Raw genomic sequence first — 19,680 nt, 5'->3', positions numbered from 1 at the left:
ACCTTCGACACCACGTCCGAAGAACCCATCGAGACCTTCGTCGCCACGACCGAAGAACCCGTCGAGACCTTCGACACCACGTCCGAAGAACCCATCGAGGACTTCGAAAGCGCCTACGAGGAGGCCGTGCCGTCCGACACAATGGCCGAGCCCTTTACCGAAACCGCGAGTGACGAAAGTCTGCCCCGCGTTGAGGACCATCTCCAGGATCCGGAGATGCTTGAGGTGCACCCCGAACCCGTCGCTCCGGTACTCGTCCTTGCCGACGAGAATCGGCAGGACCTGGTGACCGACGAGTTGAACGCCGACACCATCGAGCCTGCCCAGGCAAGCGACGAAGATGCGCAAGAACACGAGCAATCGGATGCTCCGCGTGGCCGGGTGATCCGTGTGCGCAAGGCCTCCCTGATGTCATCGCTGAGAGCCGCGCTGAGCAAAGAGGACACCGCTGAACCTCAGGAAGCCGAGACCGAAGCCACCTCGCAGGACACTTTCGAAGAGCCTGAGCAGGCCGAAGAGGCCCAGGATTTCGAGGAAGTGGCGTCCAGCCTGATCGAGCCCGCCACCGCAGACGCGGAGACGATGGACACGATCGCAGCCATGACGGACAGCGTTGAACCAGTGGACGCGCAGACGACCAGTTCGCTGCCGCCGGATGAAGAGGCTGATCTTCTTCGGGAACTGGAAGCTGTCCAACGCGAAATGGCCGCTGACGCCGCCGAGGTTGCCGCCCTCGAAACCGAGAGCCACGACGCCGCCCTGCGCAGCCTTGTGGAGCCGGAGATGACGGCAACCACGAATGATGTCGAGGAGGAGCTTTCCTCGCTGGCCTTTGCGTCGCATGGCAGCTTCGTCGAGCCGGTCACCGAGATCGCTTTCGAAGATCCCGAGGTCACGGCGGTTGAGGAATCCACACCGGTCGAGGCTGAACAGGTCGCCGCGACATTGGAAACCGAGGCCGAAACGGAAACCGTCTCCGAAGCCCTTGAAACGGTTTCTGACATTCCGGATACCGACGCCCTCGAGCCCGCCGAAACGGTCGAGCCCGTCGTCTCAACGGATGTTCCGGAGATGGATTTCGTCGAGGACGTCGTCGCCAGGGTTGCCCGCGAATCCGAACAGGAAGCGCGCGCCGAAGCCGCGGCCGAACGTCGGGCGCTCGTGCTCGGCGAAGAGCAGGAAACCGTCACGAATGTGTCGCGTCTGATGGAAGAGGCCGACTCCAAGCTCGCCGGCCCCGAAATCCGCCGCCGTCGCTCCGCGATCGAGCACCTCAAGGCCGCCGTTGCCGCAACCCGTGCCGAAGGCCCGCGCCTGCCAAACGGACCGGAGGAAGCACGGCCCTACCAGGACGACCTGCGCAAGGTCGTCAGCACCCCGCCGGTATCGAGCTTCGCGGAGGAAAACACCCCCGAAACCGACGCCGATCAGGTCGTGCATGTTGCGGAAATCCCCAGCCCGGACGCCACCAGCTTCGAGACTTCGGAGGCATCGACGCCGGATGCTGCCCCGGAATCGACGGAGGGAGTCCCGGTTCGGCCGCGCCGTCCGATCCTCTCTGGAAGCCGCCCGCGCGAATCGCGGCCGGTCGCGGCGACGGAACGGCCCCGGGTTGCGCCATTGATGCTTGTCTCTGAACAGCGTGTCGATGAAACGAACGAGACCGCATCGGAAGCGCCCGTACAGCCGCGCCCGGTTCGGCCGCGTCGCGTCACCACGGGCCGCATGGTCTCCCCGAGTGAGACAAGCGTCCTGTCCGAAATGGTCACGGAAGCGGAAAAGGCTGTCGCCGCCGTGCCCGAGATCGTGGAGGAAGCGCCGCGCTCGATGGTATCCACGGACCAGGAAGCCGCCGGCATCTTTGCCGAGAGCACGACTTTCGATGAGTTTTCCGAGCGCATGGGCGTTCAGGGACTCGAAGACCTGCTGGAATGTGCGGCCGCCTACACCTCCTATGTCCAGGGGCAGCCCCATTTCTCCCATCCCGAGATCATGGATGTCGTTCGGCAGGCCGAGGGACAGGAAGAGCTTCGCCGCGAGGACAGCCTGCGCACGTTCGGACAATTGCTGCGTCAGGGCAAAATTCGCAAGCTGGACCGTGGTCAGTTCACGCTTTCTCAAACCTCTCGCTATATGCCGGAAGAGCGCAGGGCAACGCTGTAAGGCGCGCACTTCGCAACCGGTAGTAGCGAGTGTTGGGCGGGAATGCCGAAAGGCTTCCCGCCCTGTTTTTATTCAACTTTTCTACATTTCGCGTCACGCGTCCTGAAGGTTGTCGTCAGCGGACAGCTCTGGAGCAGACACACCAGTCTTCTCTCGGCCAACCTCGGCCCAAAACCCCCGACAGAAGCCCGGAACGGTCCTTGATCTTGAATGCTGATTGGCGCGAAGTCCGGATCGAAACTCGTCATTTTCGTTGGTTTGGCAGTGCTCCCCAAGGGGCCACGCCGAACCGGCGCACGCACGCCACCTGCGGGGGTGTCCGCAACCAGTGCATACCAGAAGGCTCTGTCCGAGGCGATTGAGTCGCCCCGGTTTCTCTACCGGCCGTCGCCTTCGGAGGGCTCTCCGCCCTCCGGTCGCGCGGCTTCGATTTCAGGATCGGCTTTGCCGATCCCCCGGAACACATAGCGGAATGGCAGCGCCCAGGCGATTCCGAGAACCACGTAGACAAGCAGCTCGACGACGAGCGGCAAGCGGTCGAGCCAGTTCATGATCGTGACGGCCACGACGACATAGGCCGGCATGCCGACCAGAAGAATCAGCAGCGACCAACGCCGCCGGGCCTTGTAACTCAGCGCCATGTCAGTCCGCGAAGGGGTCTGTGACAAGGATCGTGTCCTCTCTCTCGGGAGAGGTGGAGAGTAGCGCGACCGGACAGTCGATCAACTCCTCGATCCGGCGGACATATTTGACCGCTGCACCCGGCAGGTCGGCCCAGCTGCGCGCGCCGGCCGTGCTCTCGCTCCAGCCTTCCATCGTCTCGTAGATCGGCGTCACGCGGGCCTGCTGGTCAGCGGCGGTGGGCAGGTAATCCAGAGTCTCACCGTCCAGCTCGTAGCCGACACAAATCTTCAGCTCCTTCAAGCCATCCAGCACGTCCATCTTGGTCAGCGCGATGCCGTTGACACCCGACAATGCGCAGGTCTGACGCACGAGCACAGCGTCGAACCAGCCGCAGCGGCGCGAGCGGCCCGTCACAGTGCCTTTCTCGCGGCCGACAGTGGCCAGATGCTCCCCGACCTCGTCGAAGAGCTCACAGGCAAAGGGGCCTTCGCCGACACGGGTCGTGTAGGCCTTGACGATGCCGAGCACGAAATCGATCGAACCCGGTCCCATGCCGGTCCCGGAGGCGGCGGAGCCGGAAATCGTGGTCGAGGAGGTCACGAAGGGATAGGTGCCGAAATCCACGTCGAGCAACGAGCCTTGCGCGCCCTCGAAGAGGATGCGCTTGCCTGCCTTGCGGGCGATATTCATTTCGCGCCAGACCGGCTTGGCGAAGGGCAGCACCTTGGGCGCAACCTCGCGCAGATCGGCCAGCAGCTTCTCGACATCGACCGGCGGCAGGCCGAGTCCCTTGCGCAGCGCGTCGTGGTGTACGAGCAGGCGGCCGACACGAGTTTCCAGCGTGGCCTCATCTGCAAGGTCAGCGACCCGAATGACCCGGCGTCCGACCTTGTCTTCGTAGCACGGGCCGATGCCCCGACCGGTGGTGCCGATCTTGGCCACGGAATTCTGCGATTCACGGCCCCGGTCCAGCTCGCCATGCAGCGGCAGGATCAACGGCGTGTTTTCGGCGATCATCAGGTTGTCCGGCGTGATCTCGACGCCCTGCCCCGCCAGCTTGTCGATCTCCCCGATCAGCGCCCATGGATCGAGTACGACACCATTACCGATCACCGAGATCTTGCCCTTGCGCACGATCCCCGAGGGCAGCAGCGAAAGCTTGAACACCTCGCCATCGATCACCAGGGTGTGGCCGGCATTATGGCCGCCCTGGAAGCGCGCGATCACATCGGCCCGCTCGGAGAGCCAGTCAACGATCTTGCCTTTTCCTTCGTCGCCCCACTGGGCGCCGACAACGACAACATTGGCCATGCATTTCTCCTCGGCTGACCGGAAAACCCGGCGCTGTATAGCGGTACAGTGGGCGCGCGGAAACCACCTTTCTGACGCATGCCTGCGCAGAAGCCGCGCAGAGGCCCGGAAGGGGTTGCGACCCGCTGGGCTTCCCATTAGATACCGCGCATCCGAATTCGAGGCGCCCTGCATGGAAAATGTCATCCTGATCGTCCACCTGATTCTGGCTTTGGGCCTGATCGGCATCGTGCTGTTGCAGCGCTCCGAAGGGGGAGGCCTGGGGATGTCAGCGGGCGGTGCCATGACTGGCCGGGCCGCGGCAACGGCGCTTGGCAAGGTGACCTGGGTTCTGGCCATCGGCTTCATCATCACCTCGATCACGCTGACCATCCTGGCGGCGGCGAACACCGAAGGCGCCTCGGTCATCGATCGCATCACCGACGCACCGGTGCCCGTCGAGACGCCCGAAGCCAGCGAAACGGAGAGCGGCACCGAGTTCCCGCTGGCGCCCGCGCCGGTAGACAATGCGCCGGTCGTGCCGCAGGCGGCGGAGTAATCTGCGGCCTCCGGGCCACAAGGCTTTGCTCAAGTTCTGAAATCGGCAACATCATCTAGCGGTGCTGTTGCCCCATCACGGCGAATCCTCTACACTCTGAGTCCCGTGATGGTGCGTTTTTTTGGGGCACCAGCAAGCTGCTTCAACTGTCGATTCCGCAGGTCGGAATCCAACGAGATCACGGGGGTCGGCCACCCATGGCTAGGTTCATCTTCATCACCGGCGGCGTTGTGTCGTCGCTTGGCAAGGGCCTCGCGGGGGCAGCCCTCGGCGCGCTTCTGCAAGCGCGCGGCTTCTCGGTCCGACTGCGAAAACTCGACCCCTATCTCAATGTCGATCCGGGCACGATGAGCCCGTTCGAGCATGGGGAGGTCTTCGTCACCGATGACGGCGCCGAGACCGATCTCGATCTCGGCCATTACGAGCGCTTCACCGGCGTGGCCGCCCGCAAGACCGACTCGGTCTCCTCGGGCCGGATCTATTCCAACGTGCTGGAAAAAGAGCGTCGCGGCGATTACCTCGGCAAGACGATCCAGGTGATCCCGCACGTCACCAACGAGATCAAGGATTTCATTGCCATCGGCGAGGATGAGGTCGATTTCATGCTCTGCGAGATCGGCGGCACGGTCGGCGATATCGAGGGCCTGCCCTTCTTCGAGGCGATCCGCCAATTCGCGCAGGACAAGGGCCGCGATCAGTGCATCTTCATGCACCTGACGCTGCTGCCCTTCATCAAGGCCTCCGGCGAGCTGAAGACCAAGCCGACTCAGCACTCGGTCAAGGAACTGCGCTCCATCGGGCTGGCGCCGGACCTGCTGGTCTGCCGCTCCGAGATGCCGATCCCGCAGAAGGAGCGCGACAAGCTGGCGCTGTTCTGCAATGTGCGCCCGGATGCCGTGATCGCGGCGCAGGATCTCAAGTCGATCTATGACGCGCCGCTGGCCTATCACCGCGAGGGCCTGGACCAGGCTGTGCTCGACGCCTTCCGTATCTCGCCCGCGCCGCGCCCGAACCTCTCCCGCTGGGAAGATGTTTCCGACCGGGTGCATAACTCGGACGGTGAGGTCCGCGTGGCCATCGTCGGCAAATACACCCAGCTCGAGGACGCCTATAAATCCATCGCCGAGGCCCTGACCCATGGCGGCATGGCCAACCGGGTGAAGGTCAAGGCGGAGTGGATCGATGCCGAGATCTTCGAGAAGGAAGACGCTGCGCCGCATCTGGAGCGGTTCCACGCGATCATCGTGCCCGGCGGCTTCGGCGAGCGCGGCACCGAGGGCAAGATCAAGGCGGCCGAGTTCGCCCGGACCCGCAACGTCCCCTATCTCGGCATCTGCCTCGGCATGCAGATGGCGGTGATCGAGGCCGCCCGGCACCTGACGGACCTGACCGATGCCGGCTCCGAGGAGTTCGACCACGAGGCCGGCAAGCGCCGCTTCACCCCGGTCGTCTATCACCTCAAGGAGTGGGTACAGGGCAACGCCAAGGTCGAGCGCAAGGTCGATGACGACAAGGGCGGCACGATGCGTCTGGGCGCCTATAACGCGGTGCTCGAAGAGGGCAGCCGCGTGGCCGAGATCTACGGTCGCACGAAGATCGACGAGCGCCACCGGCACCGCTACGAGGTCGACATCCAGTATAAGGCGAAGTTGGAGGAGAAGGGTCTGAAATTCTCCGGCATGTCGCCGGACGGACGCCTTCCCGAGATTGTCGAGGTCAAGGATCACCCTTGGTTCATCGGCGTCCAGTTCCACCCGGAGCTGAAATCGAAGCCCTTCGAGCCACATCCGCTGTTCCGCGACTTTATTCGCGCGGCCAAGGAAAACAGTCGGCTGGTGTGATCCGGTCTCCAGAAACGAAAACGCCCCGGCCATGACCGGGGCGTTGTCGTTTGGGCGGGCTGCGTTCAGCCCATGAGCTTGAAGACCGACGGGTCCGGCCCGGTGCGCAGGCCGATATCAAGCGCGGTCATCGCGCCCATCTCCGCCGCGGTCAGTTCGAAATCGAAGATGTCGAGGTTTTGCGCCTGCCGCTCCGGGTTGACGGAGCGCGAGATGACCGCGTGGCCGAGCTGGACATGCCAGCGCAGCACCACCTGCGCCGGGCTCTTGCCAGTCCGGGCCGCGATGGCGGTGGTCGGCGCCTTCTCGAAGGAGCGCCCGTTGCCAAGCGGCGTCCAGGCCTGTGTCAGCACGTTTTGTGCCTCGTTTGCGGCCCGCAGCTCTGGCTGCTGCAGCTCGGGGTTCAACTCGATCTGGTTCAGCGCCGGGACGACACCGGTCTCGGCAATGACGCGCTCGAGGTGATCGGCGTTGAAATTCGACACGCCGATGGAGCGCATCAGCCCCTCCTCGCGCATCTCGACAAAGGCCTTCCAGGTCTCGACGAACAGGTCCTGGCTCGGCACTGGCCAGTGGATCAGCACGAGGTCGAGCTGGTCGACGCCGATCGTTTTCAGGCTGCGCTCGACCGAGATCCGCGCCTTGTCGCGCCCCTGCTCGTGGTTCCAGACCTTGGTGGTGATGAACACCTCCTCGCGCGGCACGCCAGACGCGCGCAGCCCCTCGCCGAGCCCGGCTTCGTTCATATAGAGATAGGCGCCATCGATCAGCCGGTAGCCGATGCGCAGGGCGCTCTCCACCGCCTCGGCGGCGACATCTTCCGGCACCTGCCAGATGCCGAAGCCGAGCTGCGGGATCCGGGTGCCGTCATTCAGTGTCAGGATGGGAACATTGGGCATTGCAGCCTCCTTCTTGCTCTTCCGCCGCGACACTAGGCCCGCCGAGGAAGCAACAACAAGAGACTCCGCGGTCGCATTTGCCCGAAAAGAAACGCGCCGGGAAGCGGAGGCTCCCCGGCGCGAAATCCTGCGTCGCGGCGATCAGGCGTTCGCCGCTTCCTTGGCCTCTTGCGAGATCCGCGTCGCTTCCTTGCCATGCACTTCCTGGTAGTGGTCGAACTCCGCCTCATACCAGGCCGTCCCCTGCGCCGCGCCGCCCAGGGCGCGGGCCAGCTCGGTCAGCGAGCTGTCCGGCAGCAGCGCGTGGAAGATATCCCACCCCTTGGCCTCCGGGTTCGGGTCGAAGCCCAGAACCTGCCCCTTGAGCGAGGAAACCAGCGTCACGATGGCACCCGAGAAAACCGAGGGGACGTGGATATCCACCCGGTCGATGGGTTGCAGCAGCACCGGCGAGGCCTCGGTCAGCGCCTCCTTCACACAGGCCTTGCCCGCCGTGCGGAAGGCAAAGTCGGAACTGTCGACCGAATGCGACTTGCCGTCGAGAAGCGTCACGGAGACGTCTATCACGGCGAAGCCCAGCGGCCCCTTCACCATCGCATCCTTGGCGCCGGCCTCGACCGAGGGGATGTAGTTGCGCGGCACAGCACCGCCCTTGACAAGCTCCTCGAAGCTGAAGCCCTCGCCGCGCGTCTGCGGCCCGATCTTCATCAACACATCAGCGAACTGGCCTGCGCCGCCGGACTGCTTGCGGTGGCGATGCTGATGCTCGACCGGCTTGGAGATCGACTCGCGATAGCGGGCCGCCACCTCGTCGGTCGCGGATGCCACCCCGAAATCTTCTTCCAGAAGCGCCTGGATCCGCCGCAAATGCATCGGACCCTGGCTCCGGACCATCGCATGGCCGCTGACCTCGTCCTGCTCGACACTGATGCCGGGATCGATCTCGGCCACCCGCGCCAGCGCCGTCGACAGCCGCGCATCGTCTTTCTCATGCACGGGCGTGACCAGCGCGGTGAAGCTCGGCGGATGGCCGCGCGACCAGTCGGCCATGGTCTCGCTCTCATCGGTCGAGTAGTAATAGCCTGCGTTCAGATGGTCCGACTTGACCGCGACACCGATCGCGCCCGGCTCCAGCCGCTCGAGCGGCGTTTTGGCGTCGATACCGCTGAGATTGCCGATATTCGCCCCGCCCAGCGTCGATCCGGCCGCAACCGAGCCGCCCAGTGCCCGCAGGATCACCGCCTTGCCCATATGCTTTCGATGGGTGGAGAAGATGCCCGCAGCGACCGCATCCGTGGCCAGACGCTCGATGGTCTTGTCGACGAGAGGCGCCTCGTGGCGCAGCGATTTCATCAGCCGCGTGATGCCGTTGCGCCCGCTGGCCGAGCCGAGGAAGGCCGGGATGTCGTCATTCTCGCGCAGCACGCTGGTCGCGACATCGTACACCTCGTCCCGCGGCGGCGCCTTGTCCTCGATCAGCTCTTCGAGCAGATGGTCGTCGAAATCGGACAGGTGCTCAAGCAGCTCGGCGCGGGCTTCCTGTTCGCGCTCCATCGCCGCCTCGGGAATTTCGATGAGGTTCGACGGCTTGCCCGGCTGGAACTCCCAGGCGCGCTCCGAAATCAGGTCCACCGTGCCGACGACCTCGTCGCCCTCGCGGATCGGCACCTGGCGCAGGATGATGGTGTGGTTGGCATAGGCCTGGAGGCCGGCCACGATGTCGCGCACACGGTTTTCGCTCGTGTCCATGCGGTTGATGAACAGGATACAGGGCGTTCCGCTTTCCTCTATCAGGCGCAGATAGGGAGCACACAGCACCGCCGCCTCCGGCTCGGGCGGCACACAGAGAATCGCGGCATCACTGGCGGCCAACGCCTCGCCTGCATAGCCGAGATACTCGGCGCCGCCGGCGATGTCGAAAGCCGCCCAGGGTTCCCCGAGATAGGAAAACTCGCACACACCGAAATACTCGGCGAGATCGGACCTGACGGGCTTCGAATCAAGGCTTGCCAATGCCTCGACCAATGTGGTCTTGCCCGCGCTAGACGGGCCGAGAACTGTAAAACAACGCATGTCAGGTTCCTCCAAACTTTGCCGGTTTGGCGGCTCCCGACCATTTTGCGCGGACCGGGCCGTTCGGCAGAACGACCCTCCCCGGATCCCGCGCGGTCTGGCGCCGCCCATTGATCCGCCGCGACGCCGGGGTCGATTCAGAAACGATTGAACGACACCTGCTGTGCGGCCCTCAAACATTCCGCCCGCCGAGACAGGAAGGTCAAGGGCTTCCGGGCCGTTTTGGCTGCGACATTCCCGTGTTTACGCTCGCGGTAGCGCCGCCACCGGCACGCCGGAAGCCGCCAAAGCCACGCCCGCCGCGACGGAAACACATTCGGCAACTTGAATTGGTGAACTGATTGGTTTAGATATGACGGGACACCCGTGAGACTCGGGTTTCCAGTGATACCTATCGCGACCCTTTTGAACCTCGTACAGATAAAGGAATCGGACCATGACCAAGAATATGGGCTCCCTCGACCGTACCGCGCGCGCCATTGTCGGCGTCGTCCTGCTCGTCCTTGCCTTCAGCGCCGGCTGGGGCACGCTCTGGACCGTGATCGCCGCCCTTGTCGGGCTGGTGATGCTGGGCACAGCTGCCATGGGCGTCTGCCCCCCCTACGCCATCTTCGGCATCAACACCTGCAGCAGGGATGATTCCTGATCCATGGAAATCGTGAACTTCACACCTTTCGCGTCCCTCTTCGGGGGCGTCCTGATCGGGCTGGCAGCGGTTCTGCTCATGGCTGCCATCGGACGGATCATGGGCGCGACCGGCATTCTCTCCGCCGCCGTCTTCGCCGAGGATGACCGCGCCTGGCGCTGGGCGCTGCTCGCGGGCATGATCTCCGGACCTGCGGTCTTCCTGATGGTGACCGGAAACTGGCCCGAGATCACCGTCCCGGTCACGCCTGTCGCGCTGATCATCGGCGGTTTCCTCGTCGGCATCGGCGTCTCCTATGGCTCCGGCTGCACCTCCGGCCACGGCGTCTGCGGGCTGGCCCGGCTCTCGCCGCGCTCCTTCGCGGCCGTGCTCACCTTCATGGCAACGACAGCGATCACCGTCTACGCCGTCCGCCACGTCTTCGGAGGCTGACCCATGCGCCTGATTTCCGTCTATCTCATCGGCCTGATCTTCGGTGTCGGGATCTCGATCTCCGGCATGGCCAACCCAGAGAAGGTGTTGAATTTTTTCGATTTCACCGGAACCTGGGACCCGTCGCTTGCCTTCGTCATGGGCGGCGGCGTGGTGGTTGCCTTCTTCGGCTATCGCGTCGTGCTCAAGCGCGAAGGGCCGAGCTTCGACCAGATTTTCCACGTCCCGCAGAACCGCACCATCGACCTCAAGCTGCTCGGCGGCTCCGCCGTTTTCGGCGTCGGTTGGGGACTCTCCGGCTTCTGCCCCGGCGGCGCGCTGCCCGCCCTCGGCACCGGTCGCTGGGAGGTGATCCTGTTCACCCTCGCGCTGATCGCCGGCATGGGCGTCGCACGCTACATCAACACCCATACCGCCAAGCGCTTCCAGACCCCGGGCGGCCCCGAGCTGCACCAGCCCGCCGCGCACGGCCCTCTGACCGAGGCCCCGCGCGGCCCGACCACCGAACAGAACATTGGCAACTGACCGACCTTCAAGGAGGAAACCATGGACTACCCCCTCGACATGTCCGTGAAGCCCGAAGTCACCGGCTTCTTCGACCCGCTGACCCACACGATTTCCTATATCGTGAAGGACCCGAGCTCCAATGCCTGCGCCATTATCGATTCCGTCATGGATATCGACTACGCCGCCGGCCGCATCACCTATGAACATGCCGACCAGCTGATCGCTTTCGTGCAGGACAACAACCTCAAGCTTGAATGGCTGATCGAGACCCATGTCCATGCCGACCACCTCTCGGCCGCGCCCTATATCCAGGACAAACTGGGCGGCAAGATCGGTGTTGGCGAGCATATCGTCACTGTGCAGAACGTCTTCGGCAAGATCTTCAACGAAGGCACCGAATTCCAGCGCGACGGCTCGCAATTCGACGCGCTCTTCCAGGAAGGCGACACCTACGAGATCGGCACCATGAAGGTCTTCGCCATGCACACGCCCGGCCACACGCCGGCCTGCATGGTCCATGTCGTGGGCGACGCGGCGTTCGTGGGCGACACGCTCTTCATGCCCGATGGCGGCTCCGCGCGCGCCGACTTCCCCGGCGGCGATGCCGGTGTGCTCTACGATTCGATCCAGAAGGTGCTGGCCCTGCCAGATGAGATGCGCCTCTTCATGTGCCATGATTACGGTCCCAATGGCCGCGATATCGCGTGGGAGACCACTGTCGGCGAAGAGAAGAAGCACAATATCCATGTCGGGACCGGCAAGACGAAAGAGGATTTCGTCAAGTTCCGTACCGAGCGCGATGCCACGCTGGCCATGCCGAATCTCATTATCCCCTCGCTTCAGGTGAACATGCGCGCCGGCGAGATCCCCACCGATGATGAAGGCAACCCGATGCTGAAGGTTCCCGTGAACGGGCTCTGAGCCATATAAGAGCGGAAATACCCAGCCACCGGGGCGCGTCAATGACGCCCCGGGGCGACCGATTTCGGAGGATTGACCCGACATGGAACTGCGCAAACTCACCGAGACACTGACGGTCTCGCCCCAGATCGCGCCCGAAGACGTGCAGAAGATCAAGGATGCGGGCTTCCGCTCGATCGTCTGCAACCGCCCCGATGGCGAGGGAAATGACCAGCCGACCTTCGAGGAAATCGAGATGGCGGCGAAAGAGATCGGGCTGGAATGCCTCTACCAGCCGGTGACCTCCGGCATGGTGCAGGACGAGCAGGCCGAGGAATTCGGCACCGCACTGACCCATCTTCCCGGGCCGGTCTTCGCCTATTGCCGCACCGGCACGCGCTGCACCACGCTCTGGTCGCTCAGCCATGCCAAGGACATGCCGGCCTCCGAGATTCTCGGCACGGCAAAAGCGGCAGGCTATGACATGGGCGGCGTGGTCCGCCGCATCGTCAATGGCGGCAAGACCCCGACCGACACCGGTGATGCAAAGTTCGACGTAGTGATTGTCGGCGGCGGCGCGGGCGGAATCGCGGTCGCCTCCTCGCTGAAATCGCGGATGCGCGATCTCGAGATCGCCCTGATCGACCCCGCGGACATCCACTACTACCAGCCCGGCTGGACCATGGTCGGCGCCGGCATCTTCGACCCGGCAACGACTGCCCGCACGATGGGGAGCCTGATCCCCAAGGGCGTGCACTGGATCAAATCCGCCGTCGCCGCCTTCGAGCCGAAGAACAACGCCGTCATCCTCGATGGCTGCCGGGTTGTGAAATATGACCGCCTGATCGTCTGCCCCGGGCTCAAGCTCGACTGGCACGCGGTGGACGGGCTCGTCGACACGCTGGGCAAGAACGGCGTGACCTCGAATTACCGCTACGACCTCGCGCCTTACACTTGGGAACTCGTTCAGGGGCTCAAGCAAGGCCGCGCCCTCTTCACCCAGCCGCCAATGCCGATCAAATGCGCCGGCGCGCCGCAGAAGGCGCTCTATCTCTCGGGCGACCATTGGTATCGCGAGGAGATCATCGGCAATATCGACATCCAGTTCATGAATGCCGGCGGCGTGCTCTTCGGCGTGAAGGATTACGTCCCGGCGTTGATGGAATATGTGAAGAAATACGATGCCACGCTGAACTATTTCCACAATCTCGTGTCCATTGACGGCCCGGCGAAAACGGCGACCTTCGAAGTGAAGAAGCCCGATGCCGAGCCCGAGACGATCACCACCGAGTTCGACATGATCCATGTCTGCCCGCCCCAGACCGCGCCGGATTTCATCCGCGTCTCGCCGCTGGCCGATGCGGCCGGCTGGGTCGATGTCGACCAGATCACCCTGCGCCACACCGAGTACGAGAATGTCTGGTCGCTGGGCGACGTGATGAACGCGCCCAATGCCAAGACCGCCGCCGCCGCGCGGATGCAGGCGCCGGTTGTCGCGGCCAATGTCACCGCCGACATCCTCGGCGGCAACCCGCAGGGCGCCTATAACGGCTACGGTTCCTGCCCGCTCACCGTCGAGCGCGGCAAGATCGTCCTGGCCGAATTCGGCTATGGCGGCACCTTGATGCCGATCCTGCCAAAATGGCTCATCAACGGCACCAAGCCGACCCGCGCCGCCTGGATTCTCAAGGAATTGCTGCTGCCCCCGGTCTATTGGGGCGCCATGCTCAAGGGCCGCGAATGGATGGCCAAGCCCGAGAAGATCACCGGCGACGACTCGTCGGCCTGACGCCCGCCCCGGCGCGCGCCCGAGCGCGCCGGTCTCTCCCCGTTTCAAGGTTCCTCCCAGATGCCTCCCTTCCTCCGCCGCTACCTGCCCATTCTCGATTGGGGCAGCCAATACACGCGCCAGACCTTCGAAAGCGATGCGCTCGCCGCGGTGATCGTGACGATCATGCTGATCCCACAGTCGCTCGCCTATGCGCTGCTCGCCGGCCTGCCGGCGGAGATGGGCCTCTACGCCTCGATCCTGCCCCTGGTCGCCTATGCGATCTTCGGCACCTCCCGCGCGCTGGCCGTCGGCCCCGTGGCAGTGGTCTCGCTGATGACCGCCGCCGCCGTGGGCAATCTCGGCCTGACGGACCCGCGCGCCATCGCGCTGGCCGCCATCACGCTCGCCTTCATCTCCGGCCTCTTCCTGACCGTGATGGGCCTGCTGCGCCTCGGCTTCATCGCCAATTTCCTCTCGCACCCGGTGATCGCGGGCTTCATCACCGCCTCCGGCATCCTGATCGCGACCTCGCAGCTCAAGCATATCCTCGGCGTCGAGGCCTCCGGCCATAACCTGCTGGAAACGCTCGGCGCGATTCTCGGCAATCTCGGCCAGACCAATCTCTGGACGGTGATCATCGGCGTCTCCGCCACCGCCTTCCTGTTCTGGGTGCGCAAGGGCCTCAAGCCGCTACTGCTGAAATCCGGCCTCAAGCCGCGCCTTGCCGACATCCTGACCAAGGCCGGCCCGGTCGCCGCCGTCGTCACCACCACGATCCTCGCCTGGGCTCTTGGCCTCGCCGATCGCGGCGTCGCCATCGTGGGCGACGTGCCGCGCGGAATGCCGCCGCTCTCAGCCCCCTCGCTCGACCCAGCGCTCTGGAAGGCCCTGATCGGCCCGGCGATCCTGATCTCCATCATCGGTTTCGTCGAATCCGTCTCCGTCGCCCAGACGTTGGCCGCCAAGAAACGCCAACGCATCGACCCCAATCAGGAACTGATCGGGCTCGGCACGTCCAACGTCGCCGCCGCGATCTCCGGCGGCTACCCGGTCACCGGCGGCTTCGCCCGCTCGGTCGTCAATTTCGACGCCGGCGCCGAGACCCCCGCCGCTGGCGCCTTCACCGCCATCGGCATCCTGCTAGCCGCGCTCCTGCTGACCCCGCTGCTCTTCTTCCTCCCCAAGGCCACGCTCGCCGCAACCATCATCGTCGCCGTGCTCAGTCTCGTCGATTTCTCGGTGGTCAAGCACGCTTGGGCTTTCTCCAAGCCTGATTTCGTCGCCGTCTCCGCGACGATCCTGCTGACCCTCGGCATGGGCGTCGAGGTCGGCGTCTCCGCCGGGGTGGTGCTCTCGATTTTCCTGCATCTCTACAAGACCTCGCGCCCGCATGTCGCCGAGATCGGCCTTGTCCCCGGCACCCAGCATTTCCGCAATATCTGCCGCCACAAGGTCCTGACCGACCCGACAATGGTCACGCTGCGCGTCGATGAGAGCCTCTATTTCGCCAATGCACGCTTCCTTGAGGATTACGTCTATGACCGCGTCGTCGGTGACACCCAGCTCAAGCATGTGGTGCTGAACTTCCCGGCGGTGAACGAGGTCGACCTCTCGGCGCTGGAATCGCTGGAGAGCATCCTGCACCGGCTCAAGGATATGGGCATCAAGCTGCACCTCTCCGAGGTCAAAGGCCCGGTCATGGATCGGCTCAAACGCAGCCATTTCCTCGACGAGATGAATGGCCGGGTCTTCCTCTCCCAGTTCGACGCCTTCATGGCGCTCTCGCCCAACGCCCAGGCCGCGGATTCCGCGGCCTGAGATCCTTCGCCCAGCGCATTTCGGGGCTGCGGAACGTGTAATTCGCGTCCCGGATCCCCATCTGTAGTTGAAAGGCGGGAACTTCTTCTGCCCGGCAGAGGAAGGATTCCCGACCATGATCAAGATCACCCAGACCCGCGGCCACTGGACCGCCACCGTTTCCGGCATGGGCACGCTCCCGGTCCTGAACGCAAGCGACCTGCAACGCGACGCGCTGGCCCAGTGCTGGCGGACGCATGGCCCCCGCGACACCACGCTGGCCCAGAAGCAGTTCGACGCCGTCATCCGGCAACTCACCGCCGGCAACCCGGACCGCCGCGTTCGCGCCGTGCTGGCCGAGGATGGCGACGTGAAGAGCAGCCCCGTCCGGCGGCTCTTCGAGTTCACGCTGGCCAAGGTGCAGGTGGACCGGTTCCGCAACGGAACGGCGCGCTTTGACTACCAGCTCACCAACGGGCAGGAACTGACGGCCTGACGCAGCGGCGAACGCCTTTCCGGTTGGAAATTGCCTTCGTTTCGGCCTATGACGCGGGCCATGGTGCAGGACGATTTCATTATTGCCGAGATGCAATCGCTTTCGGTGGAAGGCAGCGGCAGGACCCGCTCCGCCATCGTGCCGCGGGCCGCCCAGGGCGAAGGTTTCAAGGAGGCCTATGACTGGACAACGCTCTGGTATGACGCCCTGGCCGATGGTCGCCACCTGCGCCTGATCTGCCCGAAATTGCTGAACTTCAGAACCTTCTTCGTCGATGGCGCCCTCAAGATCGACGGACAGCCCGCCCGCATCCGTCGCACCAGCCGCCACCGCCGCCATGACATCGTCGAGCTCGACCTGCCCGACGGTGCCGAACGGGTCTCCACCCGCACCGGCCGCTGGCAGGGCGAGAGCGGCATCAGCCCGATGCAGACCGCGCATTTTGCCGGCCTCAATGCCTCGCTCCATATCTCGCGTAACAATCGGCTCGACTGGATCGAGGACTGGGCGCGCTTCCACATCGCCGAGCACGGGCTGGAGGCGATGCTGCTGATGGACAACGCCTCGGACGCCTACCCGCCCGAAGCGATCCTCGACACGATGGCGCGGGCCGGCCTCAAGCGCGGCGTGGTCCTCAAGGTGCCGCAAAGCTACGGGCCCGTGCGGTCGAAAACCGGCGGCGGCGGGGCAAAATTCCTGCAACCGGCGATGCTGAACCACGCCCGTCTCCGATTCCTGTCCCGCGCCCGCGCCGTGCTCAATGCCGATATCGACGAGATCGTCTGGAGCCGCGACGGCTCCGTCTTCGACGCCGCGGTGGAGAGCCCGCTCGGCCTCGTCGCCTTCGAAGGCAACTGGACCAGCCCGCCCATGCGAAGCCAGCCGCCCTTCCGCCACGCCGACCACCTGCACCCGGAGGTCGGCGTCGGCCCCTGCCCGACGAAATACTGCATCCGCCCCGATGGATGGCGCCGCCATTTGAGCTGGGACGTGCATCGCCCCAGCCTGCCGTTGCCGATGCGCCTCCTGAAGCGCTCCGATTTCGGCTACTGGCATTGCCGCGCCATCACCACCAACTGGAAAAACTACGATCGCCTCCAGCCGCGCCGCTCCACCGAGGCCGATCCCTTTGCCGCCGAAACCTTCGCCCGCCTGCTGCCGCAATGATCCCGCGCTTGCCCCTTCGGGCGACGCGTGCGAGCGTGCTGCGGTGATTTCCCATGGGAGGACATCCCCGATGCAAAGCCAGACCGAGACCACAACGGCCGTGACCCAGCGGCCCGACCACCTGCCGCAAGTCGCGGGGCTGACCCGCAATCCCGGCATGGAGCTGGACATGGACTGGGTCATGCGCGCCCAGGCCAACACCTCCGCCATCGAGCGCCGCACCGCCACGCTGCCCGGCCGCCGCTCGGTCAAGAAGGACTATCAGGCCGCCTGGCTGCTGAAAGCGATCTCGCTGATCGACCTGACGACGCTGGCCGGCGACGACACGCCCGGCCGCGTCCGCCGCCTCTGCGCCAAGGCCCGCCAGCCGGTGCGCGAAGACCTGCTGGATGCGCTCGGCATGGACCGCCTGACCACCGGCGCGGTCTGCGTCTATCACGACATGGTCGAGGTCGCCGTCGAGGCGCTGCAGGGCTCCGGCATCCCCGTCGCCGCCGTCTCCACCGGCTTTCCCGCTGGCCTCTCACCCTTCGCCCTGCGCGTCGCCGAGATCGGCGAGTCGGTCAAAGCCGGCGCCTCGGAGATCGACATCGTCATCTCCCGCCGCCATGTCCTCACGGGCAACTGGCAGGCGCTCTATGACGAGATGCGCGAGTTCCGCGCCTCTTGCGGCGAGGCGCATGTGAAGGCGATCCTGGCCACTGGCGAACTCGGGAGCCTGCGCAATGTCGCCCGCGCCTCGCTGATCTGCATGATGGCCGGCGCCGATTTCATCAAGACCTCGACCGGCAAGGAGAGCGTCAACGCCACCTTGCCCGTCTCTCTCGTGATGATCCGCGCCATCCGCGACTACGAGGCCCGCACAGGCATCAAGATCGGCTACAAGCCCGCCGGCGGCATCTCCAAGGCCAAGGACTCGCTGGTTTACCTCTCGCTCCTGAAGGAAGAGCTGGGCAACCGCTGGTTGCAGCCCGACCTGTTCCGTTTCGGCGCATCGTCGCTCCTCGGCGATATCGAGCGGCAGCTCGAACACCATGTCACCGGCGCCTATTCCGCCGCGTTCCGTCATCCGCTGGCCTGATCCGGGAGGCTCACATGAATATCAAGGACATCTTCGAGAGCATGGACTACGGCCCCGCCCCTGAAAGCGCCGCCGAGGCGCAAGCCTGGTTAGAGGCGCGCGGGCGCGCCTTCGGCCATTTCATCAACGGCACCTTTACCGAGGCGGGCGAGGGCTTCGAGACCCGTAACCCGGCCACCGGCACCGTGCTGGCCACCGTCAGCCAGGCAAGCCAATCCGATATCGACGCCGCCACTGCCGCCGCCCGCGCCGCCCAGCCCGGCTGGGCCGGGCTCGGCGGTCACAAGCGCGCCCGCTTCCTCTACGCCCTCGCCCGGTTGCTGCAAAAACACGCCCGCCTCTTCGCCGTGCTGGAAACGCTCGACAACGGCAAGCCGATCCGCGAGAGCCGCGATCTCGACATCCCGCTCGCCGCCCGGCATTTCTACTACCACGCCGGCATGGCGCAGCTCATGGAAGAAGAGCTCCCCGATCGCGCGCCCCTCGGCGTCTGCGGCCAGATCATCCCGTGGAACTTCCCGCTGCTGATGCTCGCCTGGAAGATCGCCCCCGCCATCGCCATGGGCAACACGGTCGTCCTCAAACCTGCCGAATACACGCCGCTCACCGCTCTGCTCTTCGGCCAGATTTGCCAGGAAGCCGGCCTTCCCGCCGGCGTCGTCAATATCGTGACCGGCGACGGCAAATCAGGCGAAATGCTTGTCGGCGCAACGGTCGACAAGATCGCCTTCACCGGCTCCACCGCCGTTGGCCGCGCCATCCGCGCGGCGACCGCCGGAACCGGCAAGTCGCTGACGCTCGAGCTGGGCGGCAAGTCGCCCTATATCGTCTTCGAAGATGCGGATCTCGACAGTGCCGTCGAAGGGCTGGTCGACGCGATCTGGTTCAACCAGGGCCAGGTCTGCTGTGCCGGCTCCCGCCTGCTGGTGCAGGAAGGCATCGCCGAGCGCTTCCACGCCAAGCTCAAGGCCCGGATGGGCGCGCTCCGCATCGGCGACCCGCTGGACAAATGCATCGATGTCGGCGCGCTGATCGACCCGGTGCAGCTCCAGTCCGTCAAGCGCTTCGTCGAGGAGGGTGCCGGCGCCGGCGAGGTCTACCAACCCGACGTCACCCTGCCCGAGGGCTGCTTCTACCCGCCGACCCTGATCACCGGCCTCGCCCCGGCCGACCGGCTGATGCAGGAGGAGATCTTTGGCCCGGTGCTGGTCTCGACCACCTTCCGCACCCCCGCCGAGGCGGTGCAGATCGCCAACAACACCCGCTACGGGCTCGCCGCCTCGGTCTGGACCGAGAATGTGAACCTCGCGCTCGACATCGCCCCCAAGCTCGCCTCCGGCGTGGTCTGGGTCAACGCCACCAACCTCTTCGACGCCGCCGCCGGCTTCGGCGGCGTGCGTGAGAGCGGCTTCGGGCGCGAAGGCGGCTGGGAAG

General features: G+C 65.0%; 16 protein-coding genes and 1 pseudogene. 13 read left to right on the top strand and 4 right to left on the bottom strand.

The window, feature by feature from the left end:
- Positions 1 to 2,163, top strand: a pseudogene (locus R3X27_RS24245) (hypothetical protein); the annotation flags it as partial.
- 377 nt (positions 2,164 to 2,540) lie between these two features.
- Here R3X27_RS24245 and R3X27_RS24240 read toward each other — a convergent pair.
- Together R3X27_RS24240 and R3X27_RS24235 are read right to left on the bottom strand one after the other, a co-directional pair.
- Positions 2,541 to 2,804 carry a DUF2842 domain-containing protein gene (locus R3X27_RS24240; RefSeq protein ID WP_317711489.1) on the bottom strand — a complete coding sequence of 88 codons (264 nt, stop codon included), beginning with the start codon at positions 2,802 to 2,804 and terminating at the stop codon, positions 2,541 to 2,543.
- Position 2,805: 1 nt separating this feature from the next.
- Positions 2,806 to 4,098, bottom strand: coding sequence for an adenylosuccinate synthase (locus R3X27_RS24235; protein ID WP_317711487.1), 1,293 nt, complete (start codon positions 4,096 to 4,098; stop codon positions 2,806 to 2,808).
- 172 nt (positions 4,099 to 4,270) lie between these two features.
- Here R3X27_RS24235 and secG point away from each other — a divergent pair, with 172 nt between their 5' ends.
- A complete protein-coding gene (secG, locus tag R3X27_RS24230; protein ID WP_317711486.1) occupies positions 4,271 to 4,636 on the top strand; it encodes a preprotein translocase subunit SecG in 366 nt (121 codons plus the stop codon).
- Positions 4,637 to 4,833: 197 nt separating this feature from the next.
- Positions 4,834 to 6,477: a CTP synthase gene (locus R3X27_RS24225; RefSeq protein WP_317711485.1), complete on the top strand. Its 1,644-nt coding sequence runs from the start codon at positions 4,834 to 4,836 to the stop codon at positions 6,475 to 6,477.
- Positions 6,478 to 6,542: 65 nt separating this feature from the next.
- Here the strand turns inward: R3X27_RS24225 and R3X27_RS24220 are convergent, their stop codons facing one another.
- Together R3X27_RS24220 and R3X27_RS24215 are read right to left on the bottom strand one after the other, a co-directional pair.
- Positions 6,543 to 7,376 (bottom strand): aldo/keto reductase, encoded by an 834-nt coding sequence (locus R3X27_RS24220; protein WP_317711484.1) that lies wholly within the window; start codon positions 7,374 to 7,376, stop codon positions 6,543 to 6,545.
- 141 nt (positions 7,377 to 7,517) lie between these two features.
- Positions 7,518 to 9,449 carry an elongation factor G gene (locus R3X27_RS24215; RefSeq protein WP_317711483.1) on the bottom strand — a complete coding sequence of 644 codons (1,932 nt, stop codon included), beginning with the start codon at positions 9,447 to 9,449 and terminating at the stop codon, positions 7,518 to 7,520.
- A gap of 436 nt (positions 9,450 to 9,885) precedes the next feature.
- On the opposite strand from R3X27_RS24215, the gene R3X27_RS24210 reads away from it, so the two are divergent.
- The 10 genes from R3X27_RS24210 to R3X27_RS24165 form a co-directional block, all read left to right on the top strand.
- Positions 9,886 to 10,095: a DUF2892 domain-containing protein gene (locus R3X27_RS24210; protein WP_317711482.1), complete on the top strand. Its 210-nt coding sequence runs from the start codon at positions 9,886 to 9,888 to the stop codon at positions 10,093 to 10,095.
- Between the two features lie 3 nt (positions 10,096 to 10,098).
- Positions 10,099 to 10,527, top strand: coding sequence for a YeeE/YedE family protein (locus R3X27_RS24205; RefSeq protein WP_317711481.1), 429 nt, complete (start codon positions 10,099 to 10,101; stop codon positions 10,525 to 10,527).
- A gap of 3 nt (positions 10,528 to 10,530) precedes the next feature.
- Positions 10,531 to 11,052, top strand: a complete 522-nt coding sequence (locus R3X27_RS24200) for a YeeE/YedE family protein (RefSeq protein WP_317711480.1) — start codon at positions 10,531 to 10,533, stop codon at positions 11,050 to 11,052.
- Positions 11,053 to 11,073: 21 nt separating this feature from the next.
- The gene (locus R3X27_RS24195) at positions 11,074 to 11,955 is read left to right on the top strand and encodes an MBL fold metallo-hydrolase (RefSeq protein WP_317711479.1); all 882 of its coding nucleotides are present in this window, start codon (positions 11,074 to 11,076) and stop codon (positions 11,953 to 11,955) included.
- A gap of 82 nt (positions 11,956 to 12,037) precedes the next feature.
- Positions 12,038 to 13,723 carry a TIGR01244 family sulfur transferase gene (locus R3X27_RS24190; RefSeq protein WP_317711478.1) on the top strand — a complete coding sequence of 562 codons (1,686 nt, stop codon included), beginning with the start codon at positions 12,038 to 12,040 and terminating at the stop codon, positions 13,721 to 13,723.
- A gap of 60 nt (positions 13,724 to 13,783) precedes the next feature.
- On the top strand, positions 13,784 to 15,523 hold the full coding sequence (locus R3X27_RS24185) for a sulfate permease (RefSeq protein WP_317711477.1): 1,740 nt from the start codon (positions 13,784 to 13,786) through the stop codon (positions 15,521 to 15,523).
- A 115-nt stretch (positions 15,524 to 15,638) separates the two neighbouring features.
- Positions 15,639 to 15,998, top strand: a complete 360-nt coding sequence (locus R3X27_RS24180) for a hypothetical protein (RefSeq protein ID WP_317711476.1) — start codon at positions 15,639 to 15,641, stop codon at positions 15,996 to 15,998.
- A gap of 60 nt (positions 15,999 to 16,058) precedes the next feature.
- Positions 16,059 to 17,165, top strand: coding sequence for a hypothetical protein (locus R3X27_RS24175; RefSeq protein ID WP_317711475.1), 1,107 nt, complete (start codon positions 16,059 to 16,061; stop codon positions 17,163 to 17,165).
- A gap of 70 nt (positions 17,166 to 17,235) precedes the next feature.
- The gene (gene deoC, locus R3X27_RS24170) at positions 17,236 to 18,246 is read left to right on the top strand and encodes a deoxyribose-phosphate aldolase (RefSeq protein ID WP_317711474.1); all 1,011 of its coding nucleotides are present in this window, start codon (positions 17,236 to 17,238) and stop codon (positions 18,244 to 18,246) included.
- A gap of 14 nt (positions 18,247 to 18,260) precedes the next feature.
- Positions 18,261 to 19,680 (top strand): aldehyde dehydrogenase family protein (locus R3X27_RS24165; RefSeq protein ID WP_317711473.1); only part of this gene is annotated, 1,420 nt, incomplete at its 3' end.

Source organism: Tropicimonas sp. TH_r6, from assembly GCF_033101155.1.
Classification (GTDB): Bacteria; Pseudomonadota; Alphaproteobacteria; order Rhodobacterales; family Rhodobacteraceae; genus Tropicimonas.
This window is presented reverse-complemented; position numbering and strand designations above follow the sequence as displayed.

What these genes read in the sequence shown, in the direction of transcription:
- R3X27_RS24240 (WP_317711489.1), bottom strand. Translation starts at nt 2,804, where the DNA reads ATGGCGCTGAGTTACAAGGCCCGGCGGCGTTGGTCGCTGCTGATTCTT.
- R3X27_RS24235 (WP_317711487.1), bottom strand. Translation starts at nt 4,098, where the DNA reads ATGGCCAATGTTGTCGTTGTCGGCGCCCAGTGGGGCGACGAAGGAAAA.
- secG (WP_317711486.1), top strand. Translation starts at nt 4,271, where the DNA reads ATGGAAAATGTCATCCTGATCGTCCACCTGATTCTGGCTTTGGGCCTG.
- R3X27_RS24225 (WP_317711485.1), top strand. Translation starts at nt 4,834, where the DNA reads ATGGCTAGGTTCATCTTCATCACCGGCGGCGTTGTGTCGTCGCTTGGC.
- R3X27_RS24220 (WP_317711484.1), bottom strand. Translation starts at nt 7,376, where the DNA reads ATGCCCAATGTTCCCATCCTGACACTGAATGACGGCACCCGGATCCCG.
- R3X27_RS24215 (WP_317711483.1), bottom strand. Translation starts at nt 9,449, where the DNA reads ATGCGTTGTTTTACAGTTCTCGGCCCGTCTAGCGCGGGCAAGACCACA.
- R3X27_RS24210 (WP_317711482.1), top strand. Translation starts at nt 9,886, where the DNA reads ATGACCAAGAATATGGGCTCCCTCGACCGTACCGCGCGCGCCATTGTC.
- R3X27_RS24205 (WP_317711481.1), top strand. Translation starts at nt 10,099, where the DNA reads ATGGAAATCGTGAACTTCACACCTTTCGCGTCCCTCTTCGGGGGCGTC.
- R3X27_RS24200 (WP_317711480.1), top strand. Translation starts at nt 10,531, where the DNA reads ATGCGCCTGATTTCCGTCTATCTCATCGGCCTGATCTTCGGTGTCGGG.
- R3X27_RS24195 (WP_317711479.1), top strand. Translation starts at nt 11,074, where the DNA reads ATGGACTACCCCCTCGACATGTCCGTGAAGCCCGAAGTCACCGGCTTC.
- R3X27_RS24190 (WP_317711478.1), top strand. Translation starts at nt 12,038, where the DNA reads ATGGAACTGCGCAAACTCACCGAGACACTGACGGTCTCGCCCCAGATC.
- R3X27_RS24185 (WP_317711477.1), top strand. Translation starts at nt 13,784, where the DNA reads ATGCCTCCCTTCCTCCGCCGCTACCTGCCCATTCTCGATTGGGGCAGC.
- R3X27_RS24180 (WP_317711476.1), top strand. Translation starts at nt 15,639, where the DNA reads ATGATCAAGATCACCCAGACCCGCGGCCACTGGACCGCCACCGTTTCC.
- R3X27_RS24175 (WP_317711475.1), top strand. Translation starts at nt 16,059, where the DNA reads ATGGTGCAGGACGATTTCATTATTGCCGAGATGCAATCGCTTTCGGTG.
- deoC (WP_317711474.1), top strand. Translation starts at nt 17,236, where the DNA reads ATGCAAAGCCAGACCGAGACCACAACGGCCGTGACCCAGCGGCCCGAC.